19 protein-coding genes are annotated in these 24,647 nt (G+C 71.4%); 9 read left to right on the forward strand and 10 right to left on the reverse strand.

The features are described 5' to 3' along the window. The first annotated feature begins 43 nt into the window (after positions 1-43). The gene (locus BLT97_RS32105) at positions 44-1,612 is read left to right on the forward strand and encodes an APC family permease (protein ID WP_093616604.1); all 1,569 of its coding nucleotides are present in this window, start codon (positions 44-46) and stop codon (positions 1,610-1,612) included. Positions 1,613-1,697: 85 nt separating this feature from the next. Here BLT97_RS32105 and BLT97_RS32110 read toward each other — a convergent pair whose 3' ends face one another. Next, the gene (locus BLT97_RS32110) at positions 1,698-3,251 is read right to left on the reverse strand and encodes a CehA/McbA family metallohydrolase (RefSeq protein ID WP_176953964.1); all 1,554 of its coding nucleotides are present in this window, start codon (positions 3,249-3,251) and stop codon (positions 1,698-1,700) included. Between the two features lie 162 nt (positions 3,252-3,413). On the opposite strand from BLT97_RS32110, the gene BLT97_RS32115 reads away from it, so the two are divergent. Both BLT97_RS32115 and BLT97_RS32120 read left to right on the forward strand, forming a co-directional pair. Continuing rightward, positions 3,414-4,250, forward strand: a complete 837-nt coding sequence (locus BLT97_RS32115) for an LLM class F420-dependent oxidoreductase (protein ID WP_093616608.1) — start codon at positions 3,414-3,416, stop codon at positions 4,248-4,250. A 90-nt stretch (positions 4,251-4,340) separates the two neighbouring features. Beyond that, the gene (locus BLT97_RS32120; RefSeq protein WP_093616610.1) at positions 4,341-6,947 is read left to right on the forward strand and encodes a bifunctional FO biosynthesis protein CofGH; all 2,607 of its coding nucleotides are present in this window, start codon (positions 4,341-4,343) and stop codon (positions 6,945-6,947) included. A 193-nt stretch (positions 6,948-7,140) separates the two neighbouring features. On the opposite strand, the gene BLT97_RS32125 is transcribed toward BLT97_RS32120, so the two are convergent. Continuing rightward, on the reverse strand, positions 7,141-7,875 hold the full coding sequence (locus tag BLT97_RS32125) for an SDR family oxidoreductase (protein WP_093616612.1): 735 nt from the start codon (positions 7,873-7,875) through the stop codon (positions 7,141-7,143). A 59-nt stretch (positions 7,876-7,934) separates the two neighbouring features. Beyond that, entirely contained in the window at positions 7,935-8,447 is a 513-nt protein-coding gene (locus BLT97_RS32130; protein ID WP_093616614.1) for a nuclear transport factor 2 family protein, read from the reverse strand. A 137-nt stretch (positions 8,448-8,584) separates the two neighbouring features. Here BLT97_RS32130 and BLT97_RS32135 point away from each other — a divergent pair, with 137 nt between their 5' ends. Then, positions 8,585-9,487, forward strand: coding sequence for a LysR family transcriptional regulator (locus BLT97_RS32135; RefSeq protein WP_093616616.1), 903 nt, complete (start codon positions 8,585-8,587; stop codon positions 9,485-9,487). Positions 9,488-9,736: 249 nt separating this feature from the next. Beyond that, complete coding sequence (locus BLT97_RS32140; protein WP_093616618.1) at positions 9,737-10,849, forward strand: ADP-ribosylglycohydrolase family protein; 1,113 nt, start codon at positions 9,737-9,739, stop codon at positions 10,847-10,849. Between the two features lie 96 nt (positions 10,850-10,945). Here the strand turns inward: BLT97_RS32140 and BLT97_RS32145 are convergent, their stop codons facing one another. Beyond that, a complete protein-coding gene (locus BLT97_RS32145; protein ID WP_093616620.1) occupies positions 10,946-12,520 on the reverse strand; it encodes a sodium:solute symporter family protein in 1,575 nt (524 codons plus the stop codon). Between the two features lie 240 nt (positions 12,521-12,760). Continuing rightward, on the reverse strand, positions 12,761-13,543 hold the full coding sequence (locus BLT97_RS32150) for an SDR family oxidoreductase (RefSeq protein WP_093616622.1): 783 nt from the start codon (positions 13,541-13,543) through the stop codon (positions 12,761-12,763). A gap of 115 nt (positions 13,544-13,658) precedes the next feature. Here BLT97_RS32150 and BLT97_RS32155 point away from each other — a divergent pair, with 115 nt between their 5' ends. After that, a complete protein-coding gene (locus tag BLT97_RS32155) occupies positions 13,659-14,498 on the forward strand; it encodes a hypothetical protein (protein WP_093616624.1) in 840 nt (279 codons plus the stop codon). Positions 14,499-14,638: 140 nt separating this feature from the next. Here the strand turns inward: BLT97_RS32155 and BLT97_RS32160 are convergent, their stop codons facing one another. The 3 genes from BLT97_RS32160 to BLT97_RS32170 form a co-directional block, all read right to left on the reverse strand. After that, positions 14,639-14,848, reverse strand: a complete 210-nt coding sequence (locus BLT97_RS32160) for a DUF397 domain-containing protein (protein ID WP_093616626.1) — start codon at positions 14,846-14,848, stop codon at positions 14,639-14,641. A gap of 329 nt (positions 14,849-15,177) precedes the next feature. Further along, entirely contained in the window at positions 15,178-16,038 is an 861-nt protein-coding gene (locus tag BLT97_RS32165) for a helix-turn-helix domain-containing protein (RefSeq protein WP_093616628.1), read from the reverse strand. 416 nt (positions 16,039-16,454) lie between these two features. Next, on the reverse strand, positions 16,455-17,198 hold the full coding sequence (locus tag BLT97_RS32170) for a GOLPH3/VPS74 family protein (protein WP_093616630.1): 744 nt from the start codon (positions 17,196-17,198) through the stop codon (positions 16,455-16,457). A 262-nt stretch (positions 17,199-17,460) separates the two neighbouring features. Here BLT97_RS32170 and BLT97_RS32175 point away from each other — a divergent pair, with 262 nt between their 5' ends. Continuing rightward, on the forward strand, positions 17,461-19,908 hold the full coding sequence (locus BLT97_RS32175; protein ID WP_093616632.1) for a D-alanyl-D-alanine carboxypeptidase: 2,448 nt from the start codon (positions 17,461-17,463) through the stop codon (positions 19,906-19,908). A 75-nt stretch (positions 19,909-19,983) separates the two neighbouring features. On the opposite strand, the gene BLT97_RS32180 is transcribed toward BLT97_RS32175, so the two are convergent. Then, positions 19,984-20,880, reverse strand: coding sequence for a MerR family transcriptional regulator (locus tag BLT97_RS32180; protein ID WP_093616634.1), 897 nt, complete (start codon positions 20,878-20,880; stop codon positions 19,984-19,986). 120 nt (positions 20,881-21,000) lie between these two features. Here BLT97_RS32180 and BLT97_RS32185 point away from each other — a divergent pair, with 120 nt between their 5' ends. Next, the gene (locus tag BLT97_RS32185; RefSeq protein WP_093616636.1) at positions 21,001-21,429 is read left to right on the forward strand and encodes a protein-tyrosine phosphatase family protein; all 429 of its coding nucleotides are present in this window, start codon (positions 21,001-21,003) and stop codon (positions 21,427-21,429) included. Between the two features lie 28 nt (positions 21,430-21,457). Here the strand turns inward: BLT97_RS32185 and BLT97_RS32190 are convergent, their stop codons facing one another. After that, a complete protein-coding gene (locus tag BLT97_RS32190) occupies positions 21,458-23,119 on the reverse strand; it encodes a TlrC/CarA/OleB/SrmB family ABC-F type ribosomal protection protein (RefSeq protein WP_093616638.1) in 1,662 nt (553 codons plus the stop codon). Positions 23,120-23,510: 391 nt separating this feature from the next. Between BLT97_RS32190 and BLT97_RS32195 the strand changes: the two genes are divergently transcribed. Then, positions 23,511-24,608 (forward strand): GNAT family N-acetyltransferase, encoded by a 1,098-nt coding sequence (locus BLT97_RS32195; RefSeq protein ID WP_245769660.1) that lies wholly within the window; start codon positions 23,511-23,513, stop codon positions 24,606-24,608. Positions 24,609-24,647: the final 39 nt, after the last annotated feature.

The following is a 24,647-nucleotide window of genomic DNA, read 5'->3' on the forward strand; positions in this document are numbered from 1 at the left end:
TCAACCTCCGGATGTGGAAACCGCACCGCTTAACGTCCTGTTCATGACGCAGCTGGATGCCCGGCCTCAGGCCGGAGACACGGTACGGACGGCCGCCACCGACGGCGGCGGGCAGGACGGTGTCCGCGCCAAGGGGCTCGGCCGGAACTCGGTCGGCCTGACGGGCAGTGCCGTCATCGGCATCTCCACCGTCGCCCCCGTCTACTGCCTCACCTCCACCCTCGGCTCCACCGCGGGCGAGGTCGGCCTGCAAATGCCCGCGATCTTCCTCGCCGGATTCCTGCCGATGCTGCTCGTGGCCTTCGCCTACCGCGAGCTCAACAAGGCCGTGCCGGACTGCGGCACCTCCTTCACCTGGACCGTGAAGGCCTTCGGGCCGCGGATCGGCTGGATGTGCGGCTGGGGCCTGGTGGTCGCCACGATCATCGTCCTGTCGAACCTCGCGGGCGTCGCGACCTCGTACTTCTGGCTGCTCGCCGGCGAGATCACGAACAACCCCGAGATCGCGGCCCTCGACGGCAACAAGGCCGTCCACATCGTCACCTGCCTGAGCCTCATCGCCGTCGCGACCGCGATCAGCTACCGCGGCATGACGGCGACCAAGGGCGTGCAGTACGCGCTCGTCGGACTCCAGCTCGTCGTGCTCGCCCTCTTCGTGGTGATGGCGCTCCAGAAGGCCGACTCGTTCGCCACCAGCGTGGACTTCTCCTGGTCCTGGCTGAACCCGTTCTCGGTCGGCTCCTTCGCCGCCTTCACGGCCGGCATCTCGCTGTCGATCTTCATGTACTGGGGATGGGACGCCTGCCTGACGGCCAACGAGGAGACCATCGGCTCCGAGAAGACCCCCGGCCGCGCGGCCCTCATCTCGATGGTCGTCCTGGTCGGCTCCTACCTCGCCACCGGCATCGCCGCCCAGATGGCCGTCGGCTCCGGGGACAAGGGCCTCGGCCTCGCCAACCCCGAGACCTCGGACAACGTCTTCGCCGCCCTCGCGGGCCCGGTCATGGGCCCCGGCCTGGGCATCCTGCTCTTCGTCGCGGTGCTCGCCTCCGCGGCCGCGAGCCTGCAGACCACCTTCATCCCGGTGGCCCGCACGGTCCTCGCCATGTCCGCGTACGAGGCCCTGCCGCCCTCGCTGGGCCGCACCCACCCGCGCTTCAAGACCCCCGGCCGCGCCACCGTCCTGGCGGGCGTGGCGACCGGTGTCTTCTACGCGGTGATGACGCTGGTCAGCGACAAGGTCCTGGTCGACACGATCTACGCGCTCGGCCTCATGATCTGCTTCTACTACTCGATCACGGCCTTCGCCTGCGTCTGGTACTTCCGCCGCGAGCTGACCGCCTCGGCCCGCGACTTCGTCTTCAAGGGCGCCCTCCCGCTGCTCGGCGGTGTGCTCCTCGCGGCCGTCTTCTGCAAGACGCTCTACGACATGTGGGACCCGGCGTACGGCTCCGGCTCCTCCGTCCTCGGCGTCGGCTCGGTCTTCGTGATCGGCGTGGGCCTGCTCGCGCTCGGCCTGGTCATCATGGTCGTCACGGAGCGCCGCAGCCCGGCCTTCTTCCGCGGCGAGGTGCTCACCAAGGAGACGCCCGCCCTGGTCATGAAGGACTGAGCGCTCGAACCGGTGAAGGGGCCCGACCGCGAGACGGTCGGGCCCCTTCGTCATGCCCGTGCTCTCCCGTGACGTCCGCCCGGCCTCAGCGCCCGAGGAAGATCGGATTCGTGAACGCCGCAAGCGGCCCCGGCAGCGGCGGGACCTGGGCCGGGCGGCGGACCTCTGCGCGTACGTACGAGGCGTACGAGGACGTCGTGCGCCACTCGGCCGTCAGCGTGCCCGAGTCGGGGACCGTGGCGCTGGTGAAGAGGGTGCCCTGGTCGGTGACGAAGCGCAGGGTGCAGCCCGGGGCGCCCTTCGCCTCCAGGCGGACGGTCACCTCGTCGTCGCGGTCGACGTCCAGGCGTTCGCCGATGCCGGCGTGCCGGCCGCGGCCGCCGGTGGCCGAGAAGGACAGCTCGACCTCCTTCGACTCGGCCACGTAGGAGCGGCCCGCGCGGATGCCCGCGAGGATCGCCTCGCGCGTCAGGTCGTCCGCGAGCACCACGGTCTGCGGGGTGCCGATGCGGTCGGCGGGGGAGTGGGCGTCGCTGTTGCCCATGGCCGGGGTCCAGTTGCGCGGGTCGACCTGGAGGGTGTTGTCCCAGGACTGGAGCGAGACCTCGTCGTCCGGCGTGAAGGGGCCGTTCCACACCTCCACGGCGTCCGCCTCGCCGAAGCCGAACTTCCAGTTGCAGCCGATGCAGGTGGCGTGCGGGTGGGCGGGCACGACCAGGCCGCCGGCGCGGCGGACCTGGCGGGCGTAGTGGCCGAAGCGGTTGTCGCGGGCGCGGTAGCGCCAGTCCACGAAGGTGCCGGGGTCCATGCCGAGGGCCACGATGTGGCCGTTGCGGGTGGTGATCTCCTCGCCGGTGAGGATGAGGAGGTCGTCGCCGGCCTCCGGGGCCCAGTGGGCGTGTGCGGAGTGGGTGTTGTGCTCCGAGGAGTTGATGAAGTCCAGGCCGGCCGCGCGGGCGGCGGCGGCGATCTCGGCGAGGGTGCGCTTGCCGTCGGAGTACCAGGAGTGGATGTGGCAGTCGCCCCGGTACCAGGCGCGCCCGCGGCCCCTGGCGCGCTCGGGCGGGTACGTGGGCTTCGGGGCCGGCGCCTGCTCCCCGTACTTGAGCGTGATGGTCACCTCGTACGGGAGGCCCTGCGGGGCGACGGTGTACGGGCCGAGCGCGATGTGCCAGGTGCCGCGGCGGATGCGGCCGGGGATGTAGCCGGGCGTCGCGTCGTCGGAGCGGAGGAAGAACTCGGTGCGCGCACCGCCCGACCAGCCGCGGAAGCCCTTGCCGCCGAGGTCGGTGCCGCGCTCGTCGAAGATGCCGATGTCGAGCGCGTTGCCCGGGGTGCCCGCGGGTACGGGCAGCTTCTCGTAGGTGTACGCGACGTGGATCTCGCGTACCCCGTCCGGTACTTCGACGGGCAGGTAGACGAAGTCGGGAGACCCGGTGGGCAGCGTGCCGCGCACCACCTTGGTCTCCTCGCCGCTGTCGGAAGGCCCGCGCTCATCGGCGCTCGCGAAGGTCACGCCGCCCAACGTAAGCGCGCTCGCCGCGCCCGTCACGAGCAACGCGCGTCTGCCCATGAGGTGTTCACCGCCGTGACTGCTCGCGTGCTCCGTGCAGTTCCCTGACTCGTGTGCCTCGCACATGCCCTGGCTCCCCGGGTGGTTGGAGGTGTGGTGCGTGGTGTGACCTTCGTAGTCAGGGGTGAACTCGGGTGCAAGAGGAGGGAGTTGTGCGGCGGATGAACAGTGACGTACGCAGCAGGCCTCGCTTATGGACTTGACCGGCCCCGGAGGTTAGGAAGCCCCATGCGCATATCGGCGACCTTGTACCTGACGGACGAGACCATCACCCCCGTACGTCTCGCGCGGGAGCTGGAGGAGCGGGGTTTCGCCGGGCTGTATCTGCCCGAGCACACGCATATCCCCGTCTCCCGCGCCTCCGCCTACCCCGGCGGCGAGATGCCGCCCGAGTGCGCGCGGATGCTCAGCCCCTTCGTCGCCCTCGCGCAGGCCGCCGCCGTGACGGAACGCCTCGGGCTCGGCACCAACATCACGCTGGTCGGCCAGCACGACCCCATCGACCTGGCCAAGCAGATCGCCACGCTCGACCACCTCAGCGGCGGCCGGCTCACCCTCGGCATCGGCTACGGCTGGAACCGCGAGGAGGCCGCCGACCACGGGGTGCACTGGCCGACACGGCGGGCGCTCGTACGGGACCGGATGGCGCTGATGCGGGCGCTGTGGAGTGCGGAACCGACCGCGTACGAGGGGGAGTTCGGGAGCGTGGCGGCCAGCCACGTCCATCCCAAGCCGGCCCGCCGGGGAGCCCTCGTCGGCCCGCGGACGCTGATCGGCGGTGCGCCCGGGCCGCGGCTCTACGGGGAGATCGCGGAGTTCGCGGACGGGTGGATGCCGGTCGGGGGCGGCGGGCTGCCCACACGGCTCGGGGAACTGAGGAACGTATGGCGGGAATCGGGACGGGTTCCCGAGGAGTTGTACGTGGCGGTCACGGCGGTCGTCCCCGAGGCCGGAAAGCTGGAGCACTACGCCGCGTCGGGGGTGGACGAGGTGATCCTTCAGCTGCCGGCGCGCGGGGAGGCCGAGGTCTTGAAGGTGCTTGAAGACTTCGGGAGGTATGTGTGAACAAGGGGACGGACCGAAGCAAACGGGCAGGCCAGGCGTGTGATCAACGGCGCTGGTCCGCACGCCGGTGCCCGCTCGTATGCTCGATCCATGACTGATCAGCAGCCCGCGAAGCCCGCAGCGCAGGAGCACACCGGCCCCACCGCCAACGCGATGCGCCGCGCCCTCAAGCGCGCGCGGGACGGTGTGGCGCTCGACGTCACCGAGGCGGCCGTGCTGCTCCAGGCGCGCGGCGAGGACCTCGCCGATCTGACCGCGTCCGCCGCGCGGGTGCGGGACGCGGGCCTGGAAGCCGCGGGCCGGCCGGGCGTCATCACGTACTCGAAGAGCGTGTTCATCCCGCTCACCCGCCTGTGCCGGGACAAATGCCACTACTGCACCTTCGTCACGGTCCCCGGAAAGCTGCGCCGGGCCGGGCACGGGATGTTCATGTCCCCCGACGAGGTGCTCGACATCGCCCGCCGCGGGGCCGAACTGGGCTGCAAGGAAGCCCTGATCACCCTCGGCGACAAGCCCGAGGACCGCTGGCCCGAGGCCCGCGAGTGGCTGGACGCGCACGGCTACGACGACACGATCGCGTATGTACGGGCCATCTCGATCCGCATCCTGGAGGAGACGGGTCTGCTCCCGCACCTCAACCCCGGGGTGCTGTCCTGGACGGACTTCCAGCGGCTCAAGCCGGTCGCGCCCTCGATGGGCATGATGCTGGAGACGACGGCGACCCGGCTGTGGTCCGAGCCGGGCATGCCGCACTACGGCTCCCCGGACAAGGAACCGGCCGTACGGCTGCGGGTGTTGGAGGACGCGGGCCGCTCCTCTGTCCCCTTCACGAGCGGTCTGCTCATCGGCATCGGCGAGACGTACGAGGAGCGGGCCGAGTCCCTCTTCGCGCTGCGCCGCGTCTCCCGCGCGTACCACGGCATCCAGGAACTGATCATCCAGAACTTCCGCGCCAAGCCGGACACGGCGATGCGCGGCATGCCGGACGCGGAGCTGGACGAACTGGTCGCGACGGTCGCGGTGGCCCGCCACATCATGGGCCCCGCCGGCAACCTCCAGGCCCCGCCGAACCTGATCGCGGGCGAGTACGAGCGCCTGATCGGCGCGGGCATCGACGACTGGGGCGGGGTCTCACCGGTCACGATCGACCATGTGAACCCGGAGAAGCCCTGGCCGCAGCTGGAGGAGCTCACCGAGCGCTCGGCGGCGGCCGGCTTCTCGCTGCGTGAACGCCTGTGTGTGTACCCGGAGTTCGTGACGCGGGGTGAGCCGTGGCTCGACCCGCGCGTGCTGCCGCACGTACAGGCGCTGTCCGATCCCGCCACCGGACTCGCGGTGCCGGACGCCCCGGTGGTGGGCCACCCCTGGCAGGAGCCGGACGAGGGCTTCACCTCGGCCGGCCGCACGGACCTGCACGCCACGATCGACACCGAGGGCCGTACCGGCGACCGGCGCGAGGACTTCGATGTCGTCTACGGGGACTGGGAGGCGCTGCGGGAGGCGGCGGCGCCCGGGATGGTGCCCTCGCGGATCGACGCGGACGTACGGTCCGCACTCGCCGTGGCCGCCGACGACCCGACCAGGCTCACCGACTCCGAAGCCCTGGCCCTCCTCCACGCGGACGGCCCGGCGCTCGACGCCCTGACCCGCATCGCGGACGACGTCCGTGCATCCACGGTCGGCGACGAGGTGACGTACATCGTCACCCGCAACATCAACTTCACCAACGTCTGCTACACCGGCTGCCGCTTCTGCGCCTTCGCCCAGCGCCGCACCGACGCCGACGCGTACACCCTCTCCCTCGACCAGGTGGCCGACCGCGCCCAGCAGGCGTGGGACGTGGGCGCGGTCGAGGTCTGCATGCAGGGCGGCATCCACCCCGACCTGCCCGGCACGGCGTACTTCGACATCGCACGCGCGGTGAAGCAGCGGGTCCCGGGCATGCACGTCCACGCCTTCTCGCCCATGGAAGTGGTCAACGGGGCGTCCCGCACAGGCCTTTCGATACGGGAATGGCTCACCGCCGCTCGTGAAGCCGGCCTGGACTCGATCCCCGGCACGGCGGCCGAGATCCTGGACGACGAGGTCCGCTGGGTCCTCACGAAGGGCAAACTCCCCACGGCGACGTGGATCGAAGTCATCAAAACCGCGCACGACCTCGGCATCCGCTCCTCCTCCACGATGATGTACGGCCACGTGGACCAGCCCCGCCACTGGCTCGGCCACCTGCGCACCCTGGCCGCGATCCAGCAGGAGACGGGCGGCTTCACGGAGTTCGTCACCCTCCCCTTCATCCACACCAACGCACCGGTGTACTTGGCGGGCATCGCACGCCCCGGCCCCACCGACCGCGACAACCGCGCGGTCACGGCCATGGCCCGCCTCCTCCTCCACCCCCACATCCCCAACATCCAGACCAGCTGGGTCAAGCTGGGCACGGAGGGCGCGGCGGAAATGCTCCGCTCGGGCGCCAACGACCTGGGCGGAACGCTGATGGAGGAGACCATCTCCCGCATGGCGGGCTCGAGTTACGGCTCGTACCGCTCCATCAAGGACCTCACCGACATCGCCTCCGCCGCAGGCCGCCCGTCCCGCCCCCGCACGACGCTGTACGGCGAGGTCCCCGAGGAGCGGGTGCGGGTGGCGGGGGCTTCGGATGGGCATTTGCCGGAGTTGTTGCCGGTCCTCGACAGCTGAGCGGAGGCGCCCGGCTTTCCGTGCGGACCTACTGCCGCACGGAAAGCCGCCCCGTTCGAGTGCGAGCCCGCCTTCGGCGACCATGCGGATCAGAGCGGTCGCGGTGAACGGCTTCGAGGTGGGCGCGCGAGCCAAGGGGGTGTGCTCGCCGACGGGGTGCGGATGCCGGAGGCTCGTCACCCCGTAGGAGGCGTCAGGGGGCGAGCCAGGTTCTGATGCCGGTCGGCGCGATCTCGGCGCCCGGGGCCGCGGTGTCACGGCGACCCGGTGCGGGTGCGAACGGTCCGGCCGAATCGTCGGTCACGACCCGGCGCCCGTCGCCGCGCGCGGCGAGCACGATCCGTCCCAGCTCGTCCAGCGGCAGCACTTCCGGTCCGGCCACCTCCCGGATCCCCTGGAGCGGCGGTCCCGCGGCGATCAGGGCGGCGGCCCGTGCGGCGTCCGCGGCGGCCACGGGCTGAAGCGGGGTGGAGGGCAGCCGTACGGTGTCGCCGTCCGTGGTCCAGGAGAAGATCTCGTCGAGGTACTCGAAGAACTGGGTGGCGCGGACGAGGGAGTAGGGGACGGGGCCCGAGCGCAGGATGTTCTCCTGCTCCGATTTGGCCCGGTAGTAAGGGAAGTCGGGCAAGGTGTCCACCCCCACGATCGACAGCGCCACGAGGTGACGCACGCCCGCGTCCCCCGCCGCCTCGGCCAGGCGCGTGGCCGAGCCGCGGAAGAAGTCCAGGGACGTGGCGTCCGCGGCGGGCGCCTGCGCGGCGTCGATCACTGCGTCCATGCCGTCGAGTGCGGCCCGCAGACCGCGGCCGGTGGACAGGTCGAGGCCGGTGGCCCTGGAGTGCGGGACGGCCGTATGGCCGTCGGCGGCCAGCGCCGCCACGATCCGGGAGCCGATGCGGCCGGTGCCGCCGAGCACGGCGAATTTCACGGTGGTCCTTTCGGGAGGGCTTGATCCTTCGAGTCCGCGGGAGAGTCCGCGGGAGCCGCTCAGCCGAAGATGGCCGTCGGGTCCCCCGTGAACCAGGTGTTGTGGATGACCATGCTGCGGATCAGCCAGCGGCTGCCGCCCTCCGCGCGCACGAGCTCCACGTCGTAGGGGTTCTTGAGCAGGGCGTACGTCGTCGGGTCGGCGGAGAGCAGATGCTGGGCCTCGACCAGGGCCGTGAGCCGGGCGGTGTCCCCGTCGATCGCGATCCGCGGGTTGGTGACCTGGTGCGTGGTGTCCACGCGGCCCGCGAACAGCCCGAGGATGGTCGTGACGATGGTGTCCCGGCCGGTCATGACCGGCGGGGCGGCGCCCCACTTCGCGGCGGCCGGGCCGAAGTCCAGCTCGGCGTCGGCGGCGAAGGCGGAGGCGAACAGGTCCTTGTCCTTGAGGTCCTGGCCGAGGGCGAACCGGTACAGCGCGTCGGTGATCTCGGCGCGGTCCCTCAGCTCGCCCAGCGCGGCGGCGGTGTCGTGGGCGGGGGCGGCGAGCGCGGCGGGGGCGGTGACGAACACGGTGACTCCTCGGGTCGGTACGGCCGCGGGCCCGTTCGCCCGCACCACCGATCCTGCTGAGGGCCGCGGGCCCCATCAATGAGCGCCTGTGCAAGGATCGTTAAGCGAGGGTCAACGATGGGGGCGGGGCGGCGTACATGCTGGAGAAGCACGAGCTGGAGGCGTTTCTCGCCCTGACCGACGAGCTGCACTTCGGCCGCACCGCCGAGCGGCTCCATGTCTCCACCGCCCGGATCAGCCAGACGATCGCCAAGCTGGAGCGGCGGATCGGGGTGCGCCTCTTCGACCGTACGAGCCGCCGGGTCGAACTCACGCCGGTGGGAAGGGAGTTGGCCGAGGCGGTACGGCCCGCCTGGCGTGAGATCACCGAAGCGGTCGCGCGCGCCGTGGACGCGGGCCGCGGTCTGGCCGGCGCCCTGACCGTCGCGTTCACCGGGCCCGCGGCCGGGCAGCTGGTGGTGGGCATCGCGCAGGCCTTCCGCGAGCGCCACCCGGACTGCGAGGTCCGGATGCGGGAGGCGCAGCTCGACCAGGTCGGGCCGTGGCTGCGGGCGGGCGAGGCCGACCTGGCCCTCACCCGGCATCCGCACGACGAGGAGGACGTGGTCCTGGGACCCGTCCTGGTCACGGAGGCGCGGATGCTCGCGGTCCCGGCGGACCATCCCTTCACCCGCGCGCCCTCCCTCACCCCGGAGGACCTCTCCCGCGTGCTCCTTCTGCGGCCCTCCGCCGGTCTGCCGCCGGCGCTGCACGCCGACCTCGCCCCCGCCGCCACACCCGGCGGTCGCGAGATCGGGCACGGCCCGGCGGCCGGCACCCTGAACGAGCTGCTCACGCTGGTCGGTGCGGGGGCGGGCACGGCGCTGGTGGGTGCGCACACGCGGCGCTACTTCACCCGCCCCGACGTGGCGTACGTGCCGCTCGAAGGAGCCGAGCCGGTGCGGTGGGGGCTGGTCTGGCGGGAGGGGGCCGTGTCGGCGCGGGTGCGCGCGTTCGCCGCCGCGGCCCGTGAGGTCATCCCACCGGCAACTCCTGCGTGAGCTGCCGCAGTTCGCCGGCATGCAGGCCGAGCGCCCGGGTTCTCGGCCACTGCGGGCGTCGCGCCACGGCCGTCGCCGGCGTCCGGATCCCAGCGTCCCGCGGATGCTGCGCGCCCCCGGAAACACCTGGTGAACGCTGGCCGGAGCCCGGTCGAAGGGTGAGAATCCCCATGCCGCACCGGGCCTGATCCGCGCGCACGCGGTCGATTACAGTGCTGCGGACGGTGGGGAGGCCGAGGGGAGGCAGCGGTGAGTGCCGGGACACCCGTGTGGGGGCGCGTAGAGCAGCAGGACTTCCGCAGCCGGGTGCGCGGGACGCTGCTCGGCGGCGCCCTCGGTGACGCGCTGGGCGCGCCGGTGGCCTCGCTCGCGCTGGACGAGGTGAGGACGGCGCACGGCCCCGAAGGCATCGGGGACCTCGTGCCCGCGTACGGCAGACGCGGCGCCGTCACGGCGGCGACCCAGCTGACCCTGTTCACGGTCGACGGGCTGATACGGGCCCAGGTACGCCGGGACACCGGCGCCTGGCACCCGCCCACCGACGTGCACCGCGCACACCTGCGCTGGGCGGTCACCCAGCGCGAATGGGGCCCCGACGAGCGGCGCAAGGACGACGGCTGGCTGGCCCGCGAGGAGTGGCTGTACGCGCGCCGCGACCCCGACCGCGCCCTCCTGACGGGCTTCGGTGACGAGCGGCTCGGCACCCTGGAAGCCCCCAAGAACCCCACCGAGCGCGGCCCTTCGGCCACCACCCGGTCCGCGCCCTTCGGGCTGCTCGTCGGCTGGGAGCCGCAGCTCGTGCTGCAACTGGCCGTGGAATGCGCGGCCCAGACCCACGGACACCCCACGGCGTATCTGAGCGCCGGCGCCTTCGCGGTGCTCGTCCACGCCCTCGCTCGCGGCGAGTCCCTGGACGCGGGGGTGCAGCGGGCGCTCGCGCTGCTCGCCACCCGGCCAGGACACCAGCCGGTGACGGACGCGCTGCAACAGGCGCTCGGCGCGGTGCGCCAGGGCATCCCCACCGCCGGGCGCGTGGACGAGCTGGCCGCGGACCGTACGGCCGAAGCCGCCCTCGGCGCCGCCGTGTACGCCGCGCTGGTCTGCGAGGACATACGGCACGGGCTGCGGCTCGCGGTGAACCACGGCGGGGACTCGGCGGCCGTGGGCGCGCTGGCCGGCGCGCTGCTGGGCGCGATGCACGGTGAGACCGCGCTGCCGCCGGCGTGGGTGGCCGAGCTCGAGGGCCGCGCCACGCTGCTCGAACTCGCCGACGACTTCGCGATGGAGATGACCCAGGGCGCCGCCCTGCACGGGCCCGGCGCGTCCTCGCCGGGGTGGCTGGCGCGGTACCCGAGGGCCTGAGCGCGGAGGGTCGCCGCACGTGGAGCCGCCGGTGCCCGTGGCGGGGGCCACGGGCACCGGCGGACGGGGCGACTTCCAGTGGGGTACGCCCGAGCGCTAGTTGGGCACGCCCGGCCGCTCCCCGGCGCCCACCGTCGACTGCCCGGGGATCAGCACCGGGTCCGCGAGGAACTTCCGCTCCAGCTCCTCGCGTTCCGCGTCGCTCGGGTCGTCGTCCAGGGAGTCCACGATCGCCGCGCGGTCCGGGGTGCCCTCCGGCTTGAGCAGGCCGATCACCAGGTACAGGACGAGCGAGGTGACCAGCGGGCTGGAGACGGTGACCGTCTGGCTGGCGTCCTCGACACCCCAGTAGAGGATGGCCCAGACGGTCAGACCGCCCGCCCACGAGACCAGCGCCGCCGTCGGACCGACGCGCTTGAACCAGGGCAGCAGACCCAGCATCAGCGGGATCGAGATCGGCCCCATCGTGGCCGCGAAGATCGAGACCACCACCGTCATGATGAAACCCTTCGGATCCGCGGTCAGCGCGATCGTCATCGAGACGGTGACGAAGGCGACCGTGGTGATCCGGGCGAACAGCAGCTGCTGGGCCTGGGTGAAGTAGCGGACCTTCTTGACGATGACCGGCGCGAGGTCGCGGGTGATGACCGCCGTGATGACGTTGGAGTCGGAGGCGACCATCGCCATCGTGTGCGAGAAGAAGCCCGCGAGGACCAGGCCGATGATGCCGGTGGGCAGCAGCTCCTTGGCGAGTGCGATGTACGCGCCCTCGCCGCCTTCGAGACCCGGCACGATCAGCGGCGCCGCGATCATCGGCACGAAGAGGATGAACGGCCAGACCAGCCACAGGAAGCTGGACAGGAGCGCCGACTTCTTGGCGCGGGAGCCGGTGGGCGCGGCCATGTAGCGCTGGGCCAGGTTCCACATGCCGCCGTTGTACTCGAAGGTCTTCACGAACAGGAACGCGATGATCAGGCCGGTGGTGATGGAGCCGTTGACCGGGTCGGAGTGGCCCTCGGGCAGGTCGCCCCAGAACGTGAACAGCGAGGTGAATCCGCCGAGATGGGCGAGCACCGCGAAGAGCATCGCGAAGCCGGCCACCGCCTGGATGATGAACTGCCCGAAGTCGGTGAGGACATCGGCCCACAGACCGCCGAAGGCCATGTAGAACATCGTGCAGACGCCGGTGATGGCGATGCCCCAGCCGAGCGGGATGTCCGCGAAGCCCTGGAGCAGGACGGCGATCGCGACCCACTTCGCGGCGATGTCCACGACCTTGAGCAGCGCCCCGGAGTACGCGAGGACCTGCTGGGTCGGCAGGTTGTAGCGCACGGCGAGATAGGCCAGCGGGGAGTTGACGCCGTGCTTGGCGCGCAGCCGGTTCCAGCGGGGAGCGAAGAGGAACGCGCCGACGCCGACGCCGAGTCCGATGGTCAGCGGCCACCAGAAGTACACGGTGACACCGTCGTTGTACGCCACGGCCGCGAAGGTCACGAACATGATCGCGCTGTAGCCGGACATGTGGTGCGAGATGCCCGACAGCCACCACGGGATGCGGCCGCGTGCGGTGAAGAAGTCGGCCACGGTCTCGACCCGCGATTTGGCGAACACGCCGATGCCGACCATGACGAAGAAATAGCCGCCGAGAACGACCCAGTCGAGACTCTTCATGTGCCCCCTCCAGGGGTCCGTGTGCGCCTGCCGCGGGCCCGCACCAACAGCCGCGGGCCCGCTCATGGTGGGTTCGCGTACACGGCGGCGACAACCGGACGTAAGGTCAAGGGACAGTAAAATCGTTCCAGTTGAGGATCTGTGTTCATGTACGTGACCGTCTGAGGCAGTCCGCAAACGCGCGTCGGCGGTACGGGAGAAGGCTCCCGTACCGCCGACGACCTGCGGTGATGCTGGGGTCTAGCGCATGATCTCGCCCGCGTTCACGAGGAGTTGCTGTCCGGTGATCGCGCGGGACCGGTCCGAGGCCAGGAACACGCACGCGTCCGCCACGTCCCCGTCCGTGGCCAGGTCCGGCAGCGCCATCCGCGAGGTGAGCCGCGCCTTCACCTCCTCCTCGGATGCGCCCTCCGTGTGCGCGGTGAACTGCACCCAGGCCTCCACCGGCGGACCCCACATCCAGCCCGGCAGCACGGTGTTGACCCGGATCCGGTCCTCGCCCAGCTCACGCGCGAGCGAGTACATCGCGGAGGTGAGCGCGCCCTTGGACGCCGCGTACGCCGCCTGCTTGACCTGCGAAGGAGAGGCGATCGCCGACTGCGTACCGACGATGACCACCGCGCCGCCGCGCTCCTTGAGTGCCGGCAGGCAGGCCCGGGTCATCCGCAGCGTGCCGAGCAGGTTGGTGTCGATGACGCCCTTCCACGTCTCGAAGTCCGCGTCCGCCAGACCGCCGAAGTAGCTGTCCCAGGCGGCCACATGGATCACCGCGTCAAGGCGGCCGAACTTCTCCACCGCGAGCGCCGCGAGCGCCTCGCACTGCCGCTCGTCGGTGATGTCGGTGGCCTTGTACGCGGTGCGCTTGCCGTCCGGGTCGAGCTCGGCGGCCGCCTTCGCGAGGTTCGCCTCGGTGCGCGCCCCGAGCACGGCGTTGCCCCCGTCGCGCACCACGGCGGCGGCCACCTGCTGGCCGAGCCCGGCGCCGACCCCCGACACGATCACGGTCTTGTCCTGGAGCAGCACAGGTGCCTCCCCGCATCTGGTGGATTTCCTGACGGGCCGTCAGAGTAGGGGCGTCCGGCGGAGGACGGAAGAGCGGCGCACACAGGAGAACGGCCAAGGACAGAAGGGGAAGGTCATGGGTGAGGAGACCCGCAGCGAGGTCTACGCGGAGCTGGCCTCGGTCGGCCCGTACGGAGTGCGGCCCGGGCACGCGCTGATCACGATGGTGGAGCCGCATCCGGGCCACGAGTTCGCGTACAACCGCTGGTACGAGGACGACCACTACTACGCGGGCGCGATGGCGATGCCCTGGATGTACGCGGGCCGGCGCTGGGTGGCCACGCGCGACCTCCAACTCCTGCGCTACCCCGAGAAGTCCGCGGTCGCCCAGCCCGTCACGGCCGGCTGCTACATCTCCACGTACTGGGTCACCGAGGGCCGCTACGACGACCACATGAAGTGGACCGTCGGCATCAACAAGCGCCTCAACCGCGACGGCCGCGTCTACCAGGACCGCACGCACGTGTTCACCTCGTTCCAGGACCACGAGGCGACCGTCTACCGCGACGGGGCGGCCGGACCGCGCGACTACCACGCGCTCGACCACCCCTACCAGGGCCTGGTCGTCGAGGTGATCGACGCCGAAGGGCCCGAGCAGCGCGCCCAGTTGCTGGAGTGGCTGCGCTCCAAGCACCTGCCGGCGAAGCTCAAGGACTCGCCCGCGGCGATGGTGGTCATCTTCCGTCCGACGCCGCTGCCGGTGGACCGGATGAGTTACGTGAAGCAGGTCGAGGGCGTGGACACCCGCCTGACGCTGCTGTGGTTCCTCGGCACGGACCCCCGCGACCGCTGGGAGGGGCACTTCACGCGCCGCGACGAGGAGGTGGCCGAGTCGGGGCTCGGACGGGTGGAGCTGGTGGCGCCGTTCATCCCGACGGTGCCGGGGACCGACACGTACGTGGACCAGCTGAGGTAGCGGGGGAGACTGGCCGGGGCGGCGCGGGGAAGCCGGCTGAGGCGGCCGGGGAAGGCCGAGCCCCCTCGGCCGGGACGGCGGACCAGTCGAGAGGGCTCTTCGGTACTGCTTGTTGAGTTGTCGTACGCACTGTTCCGAACTCAGCCGAGGTGGTAGGCCCCTCGGCTGACCTGGCCCACGAAGGCGGACCAGGCGTCGGGCTCGAAGGCGATGGCAGGTCCCTCGGGAACCTTGGAGTCACGCACTGCGACTTCGCGCAGGACGGGGGACCTGACCTCGATGCACGCGCCGTTTCCAGTGGAATACGAAGACTTGGTCCACGTATTCGTGGCGCCTTGCTGGATTGCCATGTTCGCTCCGCTTTGTACTGTTGATGAGTGCAGTGTCACCGTCCCAGGCCCCTCGGGCCGATGACGGTTGGTGCCGATCTTCCATAGCGAGCTTCATGAGGTTTCTGATAGCTCTGGTTTGATCGACGTGATCGACGCTACTCGCCAACATCGGTATATGACGCGGCCATTCACTCAACCGGATGGCATATTCCATGCGGGTCTTCCCGTGCGACGAGGCGAGGGTGTACCTTGCCGCCGTCTTCCCGCGATGGCCGATTTCATGCGCTCCGGCGAGGCCCCCGCCCCGCCCCGTGGGGCTCGAGTGACGGGTGGGATCCGGCCACGCCTTACCCGCGGGCGTACTCTTTGGCGATCTCCGTGATGAATTGCCGGGTCTGCTCCACATTCAGCGCCTGTGCCCGGAGGTGTTCGTACATCACGCTGTACTTGTGGACGTCGTTCGCCTTCTCCAAGTAGAGATCACTGGTGACGCCCTCGATGTAGACCACGCTGGAATCGGCCGTGTCCGGGAATTCCAGAATCGCGTACTGGCCGTTCACTCCCGGGTGCGCGCCCATCTCGAAAGGGATCACCTGGACGGTTACATGGGGCAGTTGGGACATTTCCACGAGGTGTTCCAACTGCTCGATCATGAGCTGCTTGTTGCCGACGATCCGGCGCAGCGCCGCCTCGTCCAGGACGGTCCACAGCCGCAGCGGATTCTCCGCGGACTGGATGCGCTCCTGACGGCGCACGCGCACCTGGACGCGCTTGTCGATGTCGCTCTGCTGCGTCTCGGGGAGCGCGCCCGTGATGAGCGCCTCCGCGTAGCCGCGCGTCTGGAGCAGGCCGGGCACCACCTGCGGGTCGTAGACCCTGAGCGAGGCCGCGTCGGTCTCGAGGCCGATGTACACCGAGTACGGGATGTCGCCGAAGGCGTGCCACCAGCCCTGCTGGCGGCTGTCCTTGGCCATCTGCATCAGGGAGTCCACGATGCGGTGGTCCTCCACCTCGTAGACCCCGCACAGGTCGCGGACGTCGCGCTGCGAGATCGACCGGCGCCCGTTCTCCAGGCGGGAGATCTTCGACTGCGAGACGAGCAGGCGCTCGGCGACCTCCTCGGCCGTCATGCCCTTGAGCTCGCGCAGCCGGCGCAGCTCCTGGCCCAAGCGGCGTCGCCTGACTGTGGGATTGACGTTGGACGCCACGGGTGTGCCACCTCTCCGGCAAGCGGTCTGATCGAACGGATACCCGCTCCGATCGTGCGTATATCCGCTCTGTGTCTGCTAGTTCAGCAGATTGCCACCAACAGGCCTGCCCGCGCTGGGAAATGAGGCATCTCCAAGACCCCGCAACCCCCTGTAACCAGGCCAAACACACCCGCGCGGGGTGGTGGCCGACGGCTGCCGGCCACCACCCCGCGCGAGGACGTGGATGATGCTGCGGTGCTAAGGGCCTGTCTTCAATCTCCCGCCTGCCGGGCGGCGCCTGGCACGCACGCTCGCTGCGTTGTCGTCGGTCGCCGACGCTCCGCGTCGACTCCCTCCTCCGCCTTGCGATCGCACGCACCAGACGCCGCCCGGCCGCCCCTTCGGGGCGAACGACGGGAGATTGAAGACAGGCCCTAGTGCGCCACGACGCGTGCCATGGAACCCCGACGTGGCTGCGACGGCACGCGGCCGCCGTCCGTCGTGGCCCTGACCTGCTGCGGACGGCCGCCCGCAGGCGAACGGCGCGGCTGCGCCGCCACCCCGTTCTGGACGTCCATGACGGCGTGCGCCACGAGACCGCCCATGGGGTCGTGCCTGATCAGATCGCGGAGCCGGGAGCGCGATGAACGCCCCTCGTTCCCCGGATACAGGTGCTTGCCGAGACCGACCGCGTGGGCCAGTGCGGCAAGTGCCGCGGTCCGCGGGTCCGGCGGTACGCCGGTGCGGATCGCCGAGTCAAGGCGTGCCCTGATCTCGCGGCTGATCGCCGTGTCCGTCGCCTGGTAGCGAGTCGTCGGCAGCACCCCGCACATCTGTCCTGCCACGGCCTGCACCATGCCGCAGCGTTCGAGATGCGAGAGATACGTCTGGCGCAGCCCCAGGCGGGGCCCGCCGATCCAGTGGACCGCGCGGACCGGGGCGCCACGCCTTCGCAGCAGCTCCAGTGCGCAATCCAGTGTCGGATCTCCGGTCGGCCGTGGTGTCACCACGGCGATACGATCCCCGTCTGGGGCTATCCGTCCGGCCAGCGCCAGCTCTACTAGCTGTGCTCCGGCGAGACCTAGGTCGAGCGACTGCGGCTGCGCTGTGGTACCCGTGGCCGGGTCCAGAGCGAGCAGCAGAAGCTCCTCCGGAATAGTTCTGCGGCTCCTGCCCATCCATGCCTCCCCGCGTGGATGAATGACAGGGTGACCCCTCTCACATTCATCTGTCGAGAGTGCCTGGGGGCTTTGTACGGGAACCAGTAGGTATGTCGTTCTCGTCTAGCCAGTGGGCCAACCCCGCAGACAGGGACACTGGTACATGGTTCGGACACCGGCGTCCGGGCGGTGCGGGTGCCCGAGGGGGCACTTGGAGCGGTGATTCGTACGGGTCGTTCAGGCTGTACGGGTCGTACAGGTCGGAGCTAGGGAGGCATCGGTGGCGGGCGAGACCCCGGACAAGGCGCAGCAGCGGAAGTCCCCGGACGCGGACGGTTCGGCGGCGCCGACCGGTTCGCCGGCGTCCGGCGAACGTGCCGCGGACCCGCGCCTCGCCGTCTCCCGGGAGACCGAGCCGCGCGCGGACCAGGCGACGGCGGTGTTCTCGACGGCTGCGTTGCGGGGGGTCGGGGGTTCCGGGGAGCCGGAAGGCCCGGAGGAGTCGGAGGGCGCTCAGAGCGCTGAGGGTTCGGAGAGCGCTGAGGGTTCGGAGAGCGCTGAGGGTTCGGAGAGCGCTGAGGGCGAGGGCGCGAGCGAGGGCTCGGAGGATGCTCGGCTGCGGGCTGCTGTGGCGGCTTGGGTGGCCGGGGCGGGGGCTGAGGGTGACGAGTCCGAGGGCGGTGAGCCCGAGGGTCGCGAGTCCGAGGGTGGCGATCAGCTGGAGCCTGAGACCGAAGCCGTAGCGGATGAGCGGCCGGAGGATGAAGCCGAAGCCGAAGCCGAAGCCGAAGCCGACGCCGAGTCGGAAGCGGACGCCGAGACCGCACCGGAGTCCGAGGACGCCGACGCCTCGGAGTCCGAGGACGAGAACGCGGACACGGGCGCGGCGTCCGAGGGCGAGCCGCCCGTCGACCAGGCCACCGCCGTGTTCAAGCTGCCGTCGGTCGACCAGCAGACGGCCGTGTTCCGCGCCGTACGCCCGGACGCCGAAGCCGAAGCCGACGCCGACGAGAAGAGCGACGCTCCCTCCGACGCGAAGCCCGAGCCCGCGGACGCGAAGCCCGAGCCCGCGGACGCGAAGCCGGAGCCCGCGGATGCAAAGGGCAAAGCAAACGAGACCGAAAAGGCCGCCCCCGCACCCGAGTCCCCCGCCGAGCGCACCAGCAAGTTCGTCGCTCTGAAGCCGCTCGACGAGCCCGCCCGTAAGCCCGCGCGGCCCGTCGACCCGAAGCCCGCGCCGGCCCCCGGCCCGGAGGCCGCGGCCGGCGCCAAGCCCGAGGCCGCACCCGCCGCCGCATCCGCCGCAGCACCCGCCACCCCCGACGCCGCGAGCGAGCCCTCCGCCCCCAACGCCGGCCCCGAGCGCACCGCTCAGCAGCCGCTGCCGCCGAAGGCGCCGCTGGACCTGCTCGCCGAGCTGACCAACCGGCCGCCGCCGCCGGAGACCCCGCTGCGCACGGTCACGCGCCGGATCAAGATCTGGACCCCGCTGGTCCTGCTCCTGGCGGTCATCTTTGCGGTCGTACAGTTCGTGCGCCCGCTGCCGGCCGCCTCCCTCGACCTCACCGCTCAGAAGACGGTCACCTTCGAGGGCGACAAGCCGCAGATCCCGTGGCCGGACCAGGGCCAGGCCGCGCTCGACGTCGAGGGCATCGGCTCCTTCGGCACGTCCGGCGAGCAGAAGCCGGTGCCGATCGCCTCGATCGCCAAGGTCATGACCGCGTACGTGATCCTCAAGGAGCACCCGATCAAGGGCGGCGACAAGAAGGGCGCGACCATCGAGGTCGACAAGGCGGCCGAGGACCACTATGTCTCGGGCAAGAAGGACCTGGAGTCCGTGGTCGACGTCAAGGCGGGCGAGAAGCTCCCCGAGTACGAGGCCATCCAGGCGCTGATGCTGCCGTCGGCCAACAACGTGGCGAAGCTGCTCGCGCGCTGGGACTCCGGCGGCGACGAGAAGGCGTTCGTGCAGAAGATGAACGACGCTGCGGCCGACCTCGGCATGAAGAACACGGAGTTCACGGACGCCAGCGGCCTGGACAAGACCACCGTGTCCACCGCCGAGGACCTGGTGAAGCTGGGCCGGGCCGCGATGGAGATCCCGGTGTTCAAGGAGATCGTCGGACAGCCGTACTACAAGCCCAGCAGCGGGCGCGGTGACCCGAACTGCCTGAGCGGCACCGACAAGGCCGGCCAGTACTGGTGCAACTTCAACAACCTCGTGCCGACCGTCGCTTCCGGCATCAAGACCGGCACGACCACGGCGGCCGGCGGCAACCTGCTGTTCTCCTCGACCACGGACGTCGACGGCGAGGAGCAGATCGTGATCGGCGCGGCGCTCGCCCAGTTCGCCAAGCACACCCAGGCCAACATCGACGAGGTCACCGCCAACAGCCGCAAGCTGATGGAGGCCGCCGAGCAGGCCCTCAAGTCGAAGACGATCGTGAAGAAGGGCGAGGTCGTCGGACAGCTCGACGACGGACTCGGCGGCACGACCGACCTCGTGGCCACCGAGGACGTCAAGGCGGTCGGCTGGTCCGGCCTCACGGTCAAGCTCGACCTCGTCGAGGGCAAGGGCGGGAAGATCCCGGACACGGCGAAGGCCGGTACGAAGGTCGCCGTCCTCACGGTCGGCGACGGCAAGGGGAAGGCGGTCAGCGTCCCGGTCGCCCTCAAGACCGACAAGCAGGAGCCGGGCTTCGGCGCGAAGCTGACGCACATCTTCTGAGCCGGACCACGTACCGGATCGCGTACGAGAGGGGCCGTCGCACTGTTGCGACGGCCCCTCTCGTACAAGCTCCGGCTACCGCACCGGATACGCGATGTCACACGCCTCGTCGTCCGGCCCGATCGTGTCCCACTCCGCGAAGTACACCTCGCGGCACGGCCCGTCGATCGTCAGACCCTGCTGCTCGATCCAGTGCTCGACGGCCTCGTACGCGGCGATGATCTGCGGGTACTGCACCTGCGCCTTGGTGATCCGCGCGTACGCGAGCCGGCGCGCGGGCTCCGTACGGGCCGTGACCGCCGGGCCCTGCACACCCGCCCACGCGCGTGCGGCCGCCGCGTCCGCCACCGGCAGGCAGCTCTCGGCCGGTCCGTCGCTCTCCTGCGTCACCTCGGAGTGGTACGCCACGAAGGGCGGCGCGACCACGCCTCCGCACTCCTGCGCCGCCTTCTCGAGCCGCCCCAGCGACTCCCCGATGAAGGCGGTCAGTTCCGGGGCGAGGACATGCCGGCTCTCGCAGATCACCGTCTGCTCCGGCACCTCGACCGTGCGGACCTCGAACTTCTCGTACATCTCGGAACTCCTCCCTGACAGCCGTCCACGGAGGTAATGGACCAGCGTGCGCTGCGCGGCGAAGCGCTCCTCGGCCCGGGACCAGTACGCCTCGACGGCGTCCGCGGCGCGCGGGCCGTCGAGCGCGACGGTCTCCTTGACCGTCGCGAGCGGCATGTCGAGCTGGCGCAACAGGGCGACCAGGCGGGCCTGTTCGATCTGCGCGGGCCGGTAGAAGCGGTAGCCGCTGACCGGGTCGACCCGGGCCGGCGAGAGCAGCCCGAGCCGGTCGTACAGCCGCAGGGCCTTCGCCGAGAGGCGCGAGCGGGACGCGAACGCCCCGATCGTCAGCCACTCCCCGTCCCCGTCCCCGTCCCCGTCCCCGTCCCAGCCCTCGCCTACGCCGTCGCTGTCCGTCATGGGTCCATCCTCCGTGACCGGGAGCGGTTCCTCCCGGTGTCCACGACCCTGGGCTCTGCCCCAGGGACAAGGTCAAGCGAGGCACGGACGGGACGCCCGCGGCCCGGCTAGCGTGGGGCCATGGAGACATGGGAGCCCGGTGCGGCCGGGGTGCTGACCTTGCCCTCGGGGCGGCTGGTGCGCGGACGCGGGCTGCGGCACCCGTTGCCCGCCGGGCCCGAGCCGACGTACGGCCTCTACTTGCTCGGCAAGGAGCCGCCCCGGGTGGGCTGGGAAGCGGCCTGGCTGCGGTGGCCCGACTTCTGGCTGCCCGCCGCCGACGCGCCCGCCGTGCTGCGCACGGCCTGGGAGCGGGCCGCCGGTGAGCGGGTGGAGCTGGCGTGCGGCGGCGGCCGGGGCCGCACCGGCACCGCGCTCGCCTGCCTCGCCGTGCTCGACGGGGTGCCGGCGCACGAGGCGGTGGCCTACGTGCGCCGGCACTACGACCGACGGGCCGTGGAGACGCCCTGGCAGAAGCGGTACGTACGCCGCTTCGACGCCGCACGCTGAGCCCGGGCCGCACCCCTGGCTGTCGCGGTCAGGCACCCACCGCGAGCGGACACCCCCGGGCCAGCTCCAGGCGCGTCCCCTCGAAGCGCTCCCGCATCCGCCGGTCGTGCGTGACCACCACCAACGCGCCCGTGTACGAAGCGAGCGCCTCCTCCAGGTCCTCGACGAGGGCGGGGGAGAGGTGGTTGGTCGGCTCGTCCAGGAGCAGCAGGTCCACCTCCTCCGTGACGAGGCGGGCCAGTTCGATCCGCCGGCGCTGCCCGTACGAGAGCTCGCCGACCCGCAGCCTCAGGTCGGCGGGCCGGAACAGGCCCAGGGACAACAACTGTTCGCGGTGCTCGTCCACCGTGCCGGGCCGCCCGTGCGCGAACGCCCGCAGGAGCGGCATCGCGGCCGGCCACGGCGTCTCCCGCTGCCGCAGATGCCCGACCCGGCCCGGCACTCGTACGGTGCCGGCGGCCGGCGCCAACTCCCCGGCCAGGACGGCGAGCAGCGTGGACTTGCCCGCGCCGTTGGGCCCGGTGACGAGCAGCCGTCCGCCCGCCGCGAGCCGCAGGTGCGGCAGGTCGAGCCGCCCCGGCACGTGCAGACCGCTCACCTCGACCGCGTATCCCTGTCCTCCCTGTCCTTCCTCCTCACCGGCCCGTGCGAGCTTGGCGCTGAACTCCAGTGGATCCGGCGGCAGTTGGGCCGGGTTCGCCGTGAGCCGCGCCACGCGCTCCTTGGCGTTGCGGATCCGGACCATCGCCCCGTGCCCGCGCCCGCGCGCCCGGAAGCCGCCGTGTCCGAACACGGCGAGCGGCACCTTGCGCGGGATGGCGTCGAGGCGGGCCACGTTGGACCCGGCCAGCCTGCGGTTGCGGGCGAGTTCGGTCTGCCACTGGTCGTACTCCTGGATACGGCGGCGGCGTTCGGCGGCCTTCGCGGCCACGTAACCGCGGTAGCCGTCCCCGTACCGGGTCGCCTTCGCCTCGTCCACCTCCAGGATCGTGCTGGTCAGGTGCTCCAGGAACACCCGGTCGTGGGTGACCGCGACCACCGTGCCCCGCCATCGGCGCAGATGGTCCTCGAGCCACGTCAGGGCGCGGTCGTCGAGATCGTTGGTGGGTTCGTCGAGCAGCAGCAGCTCCGGCGCCGCGGCCAGGGTCGCGGCGAGCGCCAGCCGGGAGCGCTCCCCGCCGGAGAGCGTGCCGAGCCGCCGCTCCCGCGCGAGCCCCGGCAGGCCGAGGCCGTGCAGGGCGACCTCGACGCGGGCGTCGGCCTGGTAGCCGTCGCGCGCCTCGAAGCGGGCGAGGAGTTCCGCGTACGACTCCAGGGCGCGGTCGAGGTCCGCGCCCCGTAGTCCTTCGAGTGCGGTCTCCGCGCGCCTCAACTCCCGTTCCAGGGAACGGATGTCGGCGAGCGCGAGGTCGATCGCGTCCCGCACGCGGGCCTGCGCGGGCAGGTCCAGGCTCTGCGCGAGATATCCGACGCCGCCGGGTGCGGCGACGGTCACCTCGCCCGCGGTCGGGACGAGTACGCCGGCGAGCAGCTTGAGGAGGGTGGACTTCCCCGAGCCGTTGTCGCCGATGATCCCGACCTTCTCGCCCGGCTTGACGGTGAGGCTGATGCGGTCGAGGACGGGCCGGGTGCCGCTCTCGTAACGGTGGGTGAGGTCGTGGACGGTCAGTTGGGCTACAGGCGCACGCAAGGTGGGCCCCCTTCGGTGGCGATTGCGGATGACGGCACGGCACGCCGCCCGCGGAGCGAGGCTCTACGCGGGGGCGTCGGCGGTGATCACAGGGAACCCATGTCTGCGACCGTACGGCACCGGCGGCCGTTTGACAAGACGGTTCGTCTCGTCTCGTTGAAATGGGTCGGGTCGGGCGCCGTGAATCCGCAGGCAGACGGGCCGCCACCTGTCGTTTTCGCCCGGCCATACGCGTTCATGACCAATCCATTACAAGAGGGAGCCTTGACAGTCCGCATACGGGTTCGCGACGTTTGAGCCCGGCAGGGGTCGGGGGATCCGGGGGGCGGCCGCCGCTGCCGTGCGCGTCCCGACGGGCCCGCCCCCGCTCTCACGCCGGAGGGCGGACCGCGTGGACATCTCGATCCACAGACCCCAGGAGCTGAGCGACGAGCTCTGCAAGGCCTGGCACGAGGCGATGGACCTGTCGCCGCACTACGCAAACCCCTTCCTGGCACCGGAGTTCGCCGCGGGCGTCGGCCGCCACCGGCCCGCCGCCCGGGTGGCGGTGCTTCAGCAGGGCGGCGAGGCCGTCGGCTTCCTGCCGTACGAGCGCGGCCCGTTGGGCGTCGGCCGCGCGATCGGCCTCGGCCTCTCCGACAGCCAGGCCCTCGTCCACCGGCCCGGAGTCGCCTGGAACCCCCGCCAGGTGCTGCGTGCCTGCTCGCTCGCGGTCTTCGAGTTCGACCATCTCGTCGCGGAACAGCGGCCGTTCGGGCCGTACGTCACCGGCACCTTCGCCTCGCCCGTCGTCGACCTCACCACCGAACGGCCCGGCGACGGCACGTACGCCGCCTGGCTGCGCGCCGCCTATCCCGGCCTCGCCAAGACCACCCTCAAGAAGGAGCGGCGGCTCGCGCGCGACCACGGCGAGCTGCGCTTCGTGTACGACGAGCGCGACCCGGCCATGCTGCGGCAGCTGATGGAGTGGAAGTCCGCGCAGTACCGCAGGACGGGCCGCATGGACCGGTTCGCCAAACCCTGGATCGTCGCGCTCGTCGAGGATCTCTTCGAGGTGCGCGAGGAGCACTTCACGGGCGTCCTGTCCGTCCTCTACGCGGGGGAGCGGCCGGTCGCCGTGCACTTCGGGCCGGCCTCGCGCACCGTGTTCGCCGCGTGGTTCACCACGTACGACCCCGAACTCCACTACTACTCACCGGGGTTGATGATGCATCTGCGGATGGCCGAGGCGGCCGGCCGCCAAGGGGTGCAGGTGATGGACTTCGGGCGCGGCGACAAGACGTACAAGGACTGGCTGAAGACCCGCGAACTGCGTGTCGCCGAGGGGTTCGCGACCCGCCCGCACCCCACCGCCCTCGCCCTGCGGACCTGGCGCCGCCCGGTCCGCGGCCTGCGCAACACCGTCAACGCCCACCCCCGCCTGCGCGAGCCGGCGGACCGCCTCCTGAAGGCGGCGGGTGCGCTCAGGACGGCGCGCTCGGCCCGCTGAGGACCGACGGCACCCCGGTCCGTACACCACCCCCCCCCG

Origin of the sequence: Streptomyces indicus (genome assembly GCF_900100315.1) — a bacterium.
Classification (GTDB): domain Bacteria; phylum Actinomycetota; class Actinomycetes; order Streptomycetales; family Streptomycetaceae; genus Streptomyces; species Streptomyces indicus.

Excerpts from the sequence above, each read along its gene's own strand:
- BLT97_RS32105 (WP_093616604.1), top strand. The coding sequence starts at position 44 with ATGACGCAGCTGGATGCCCGGCCTCAGGCCGGAGACACGGTACGGACG.
- BLT97_RS32110 (WP_176953964.1), bottom strand. The coding sequence starts at position 3,251 with ATGTGCGAGGCACACGAGTCAGGGAACTGCACGGAGCACGCGAGCAGT.
- BLT97_RS32115 (WP_093616608.1), top strand. The coding sequence starts at position 3,414 with ATGCGCATATCGGCGACCTTGTACCTGACGGACGAGACCATCACCCCC.
- BLT97_RS32120 (WP_093616610.1), top strand. The coding sequence starts at position 4,341 with ATGACTGATCAGCAGCCCGCGAAGCCCGCAGCGCAGGAGCACACCGGC.
- BLT97_RS32135 (WP_093616616.1), top strand. The coding sequence starts at position 8,585 with ATGCTGGAGAAGCACGAGCTGGAGGCGTTTCTCGCCCTGACCGACGAG.
- BLT97_RS32145 (WP_093616620.1), bottom strand. The coding sequence starts at position 12,520 with ATGAAGAGTCTCGACTGGGTCGTTCTCGGCGGCTATTTCTTCGTCATG.
- BLT97_RS32155 (WP_093616624.1), top strand. The coding sequence starts at position 13,659 with ATGGGTGAGGAGACCCGCAGCGAGGTCTACGCGGAGCTGGCCTCGGTC.
- BLT97_RS32160 (WP_093616626.1), bottom strand. The coding sequence starts at position 14,848 with ATGGCAATCCAGCAAGGCGCCACGAATACGTGGACCAAGTCTTCGTAT.
- BLT97_RS32170 (WP_093616630.1), bottom strand. The coding sequence starts at position 17,198 with ATGGGCAGGAGCCGCAGAACTATTCCGGAGGAGCTTCTGCTGCTCGCT.
- BLT97_RS32180 (WP_093616634.1), bottom strand. The coding sequence starts at position 20,880 with ATGACGGACAGCGACGGCGTAGGCGAGGGCTGGGACGGGGACGGGGAC.
- BLT97_RS32185 (WP_093616636.1), top strand. The coding sequence starts at position 21,001 with ATGGAGACATGGGAGCCCGGTGCGGCCGGGGTGCTGACCTTGCCCTCG.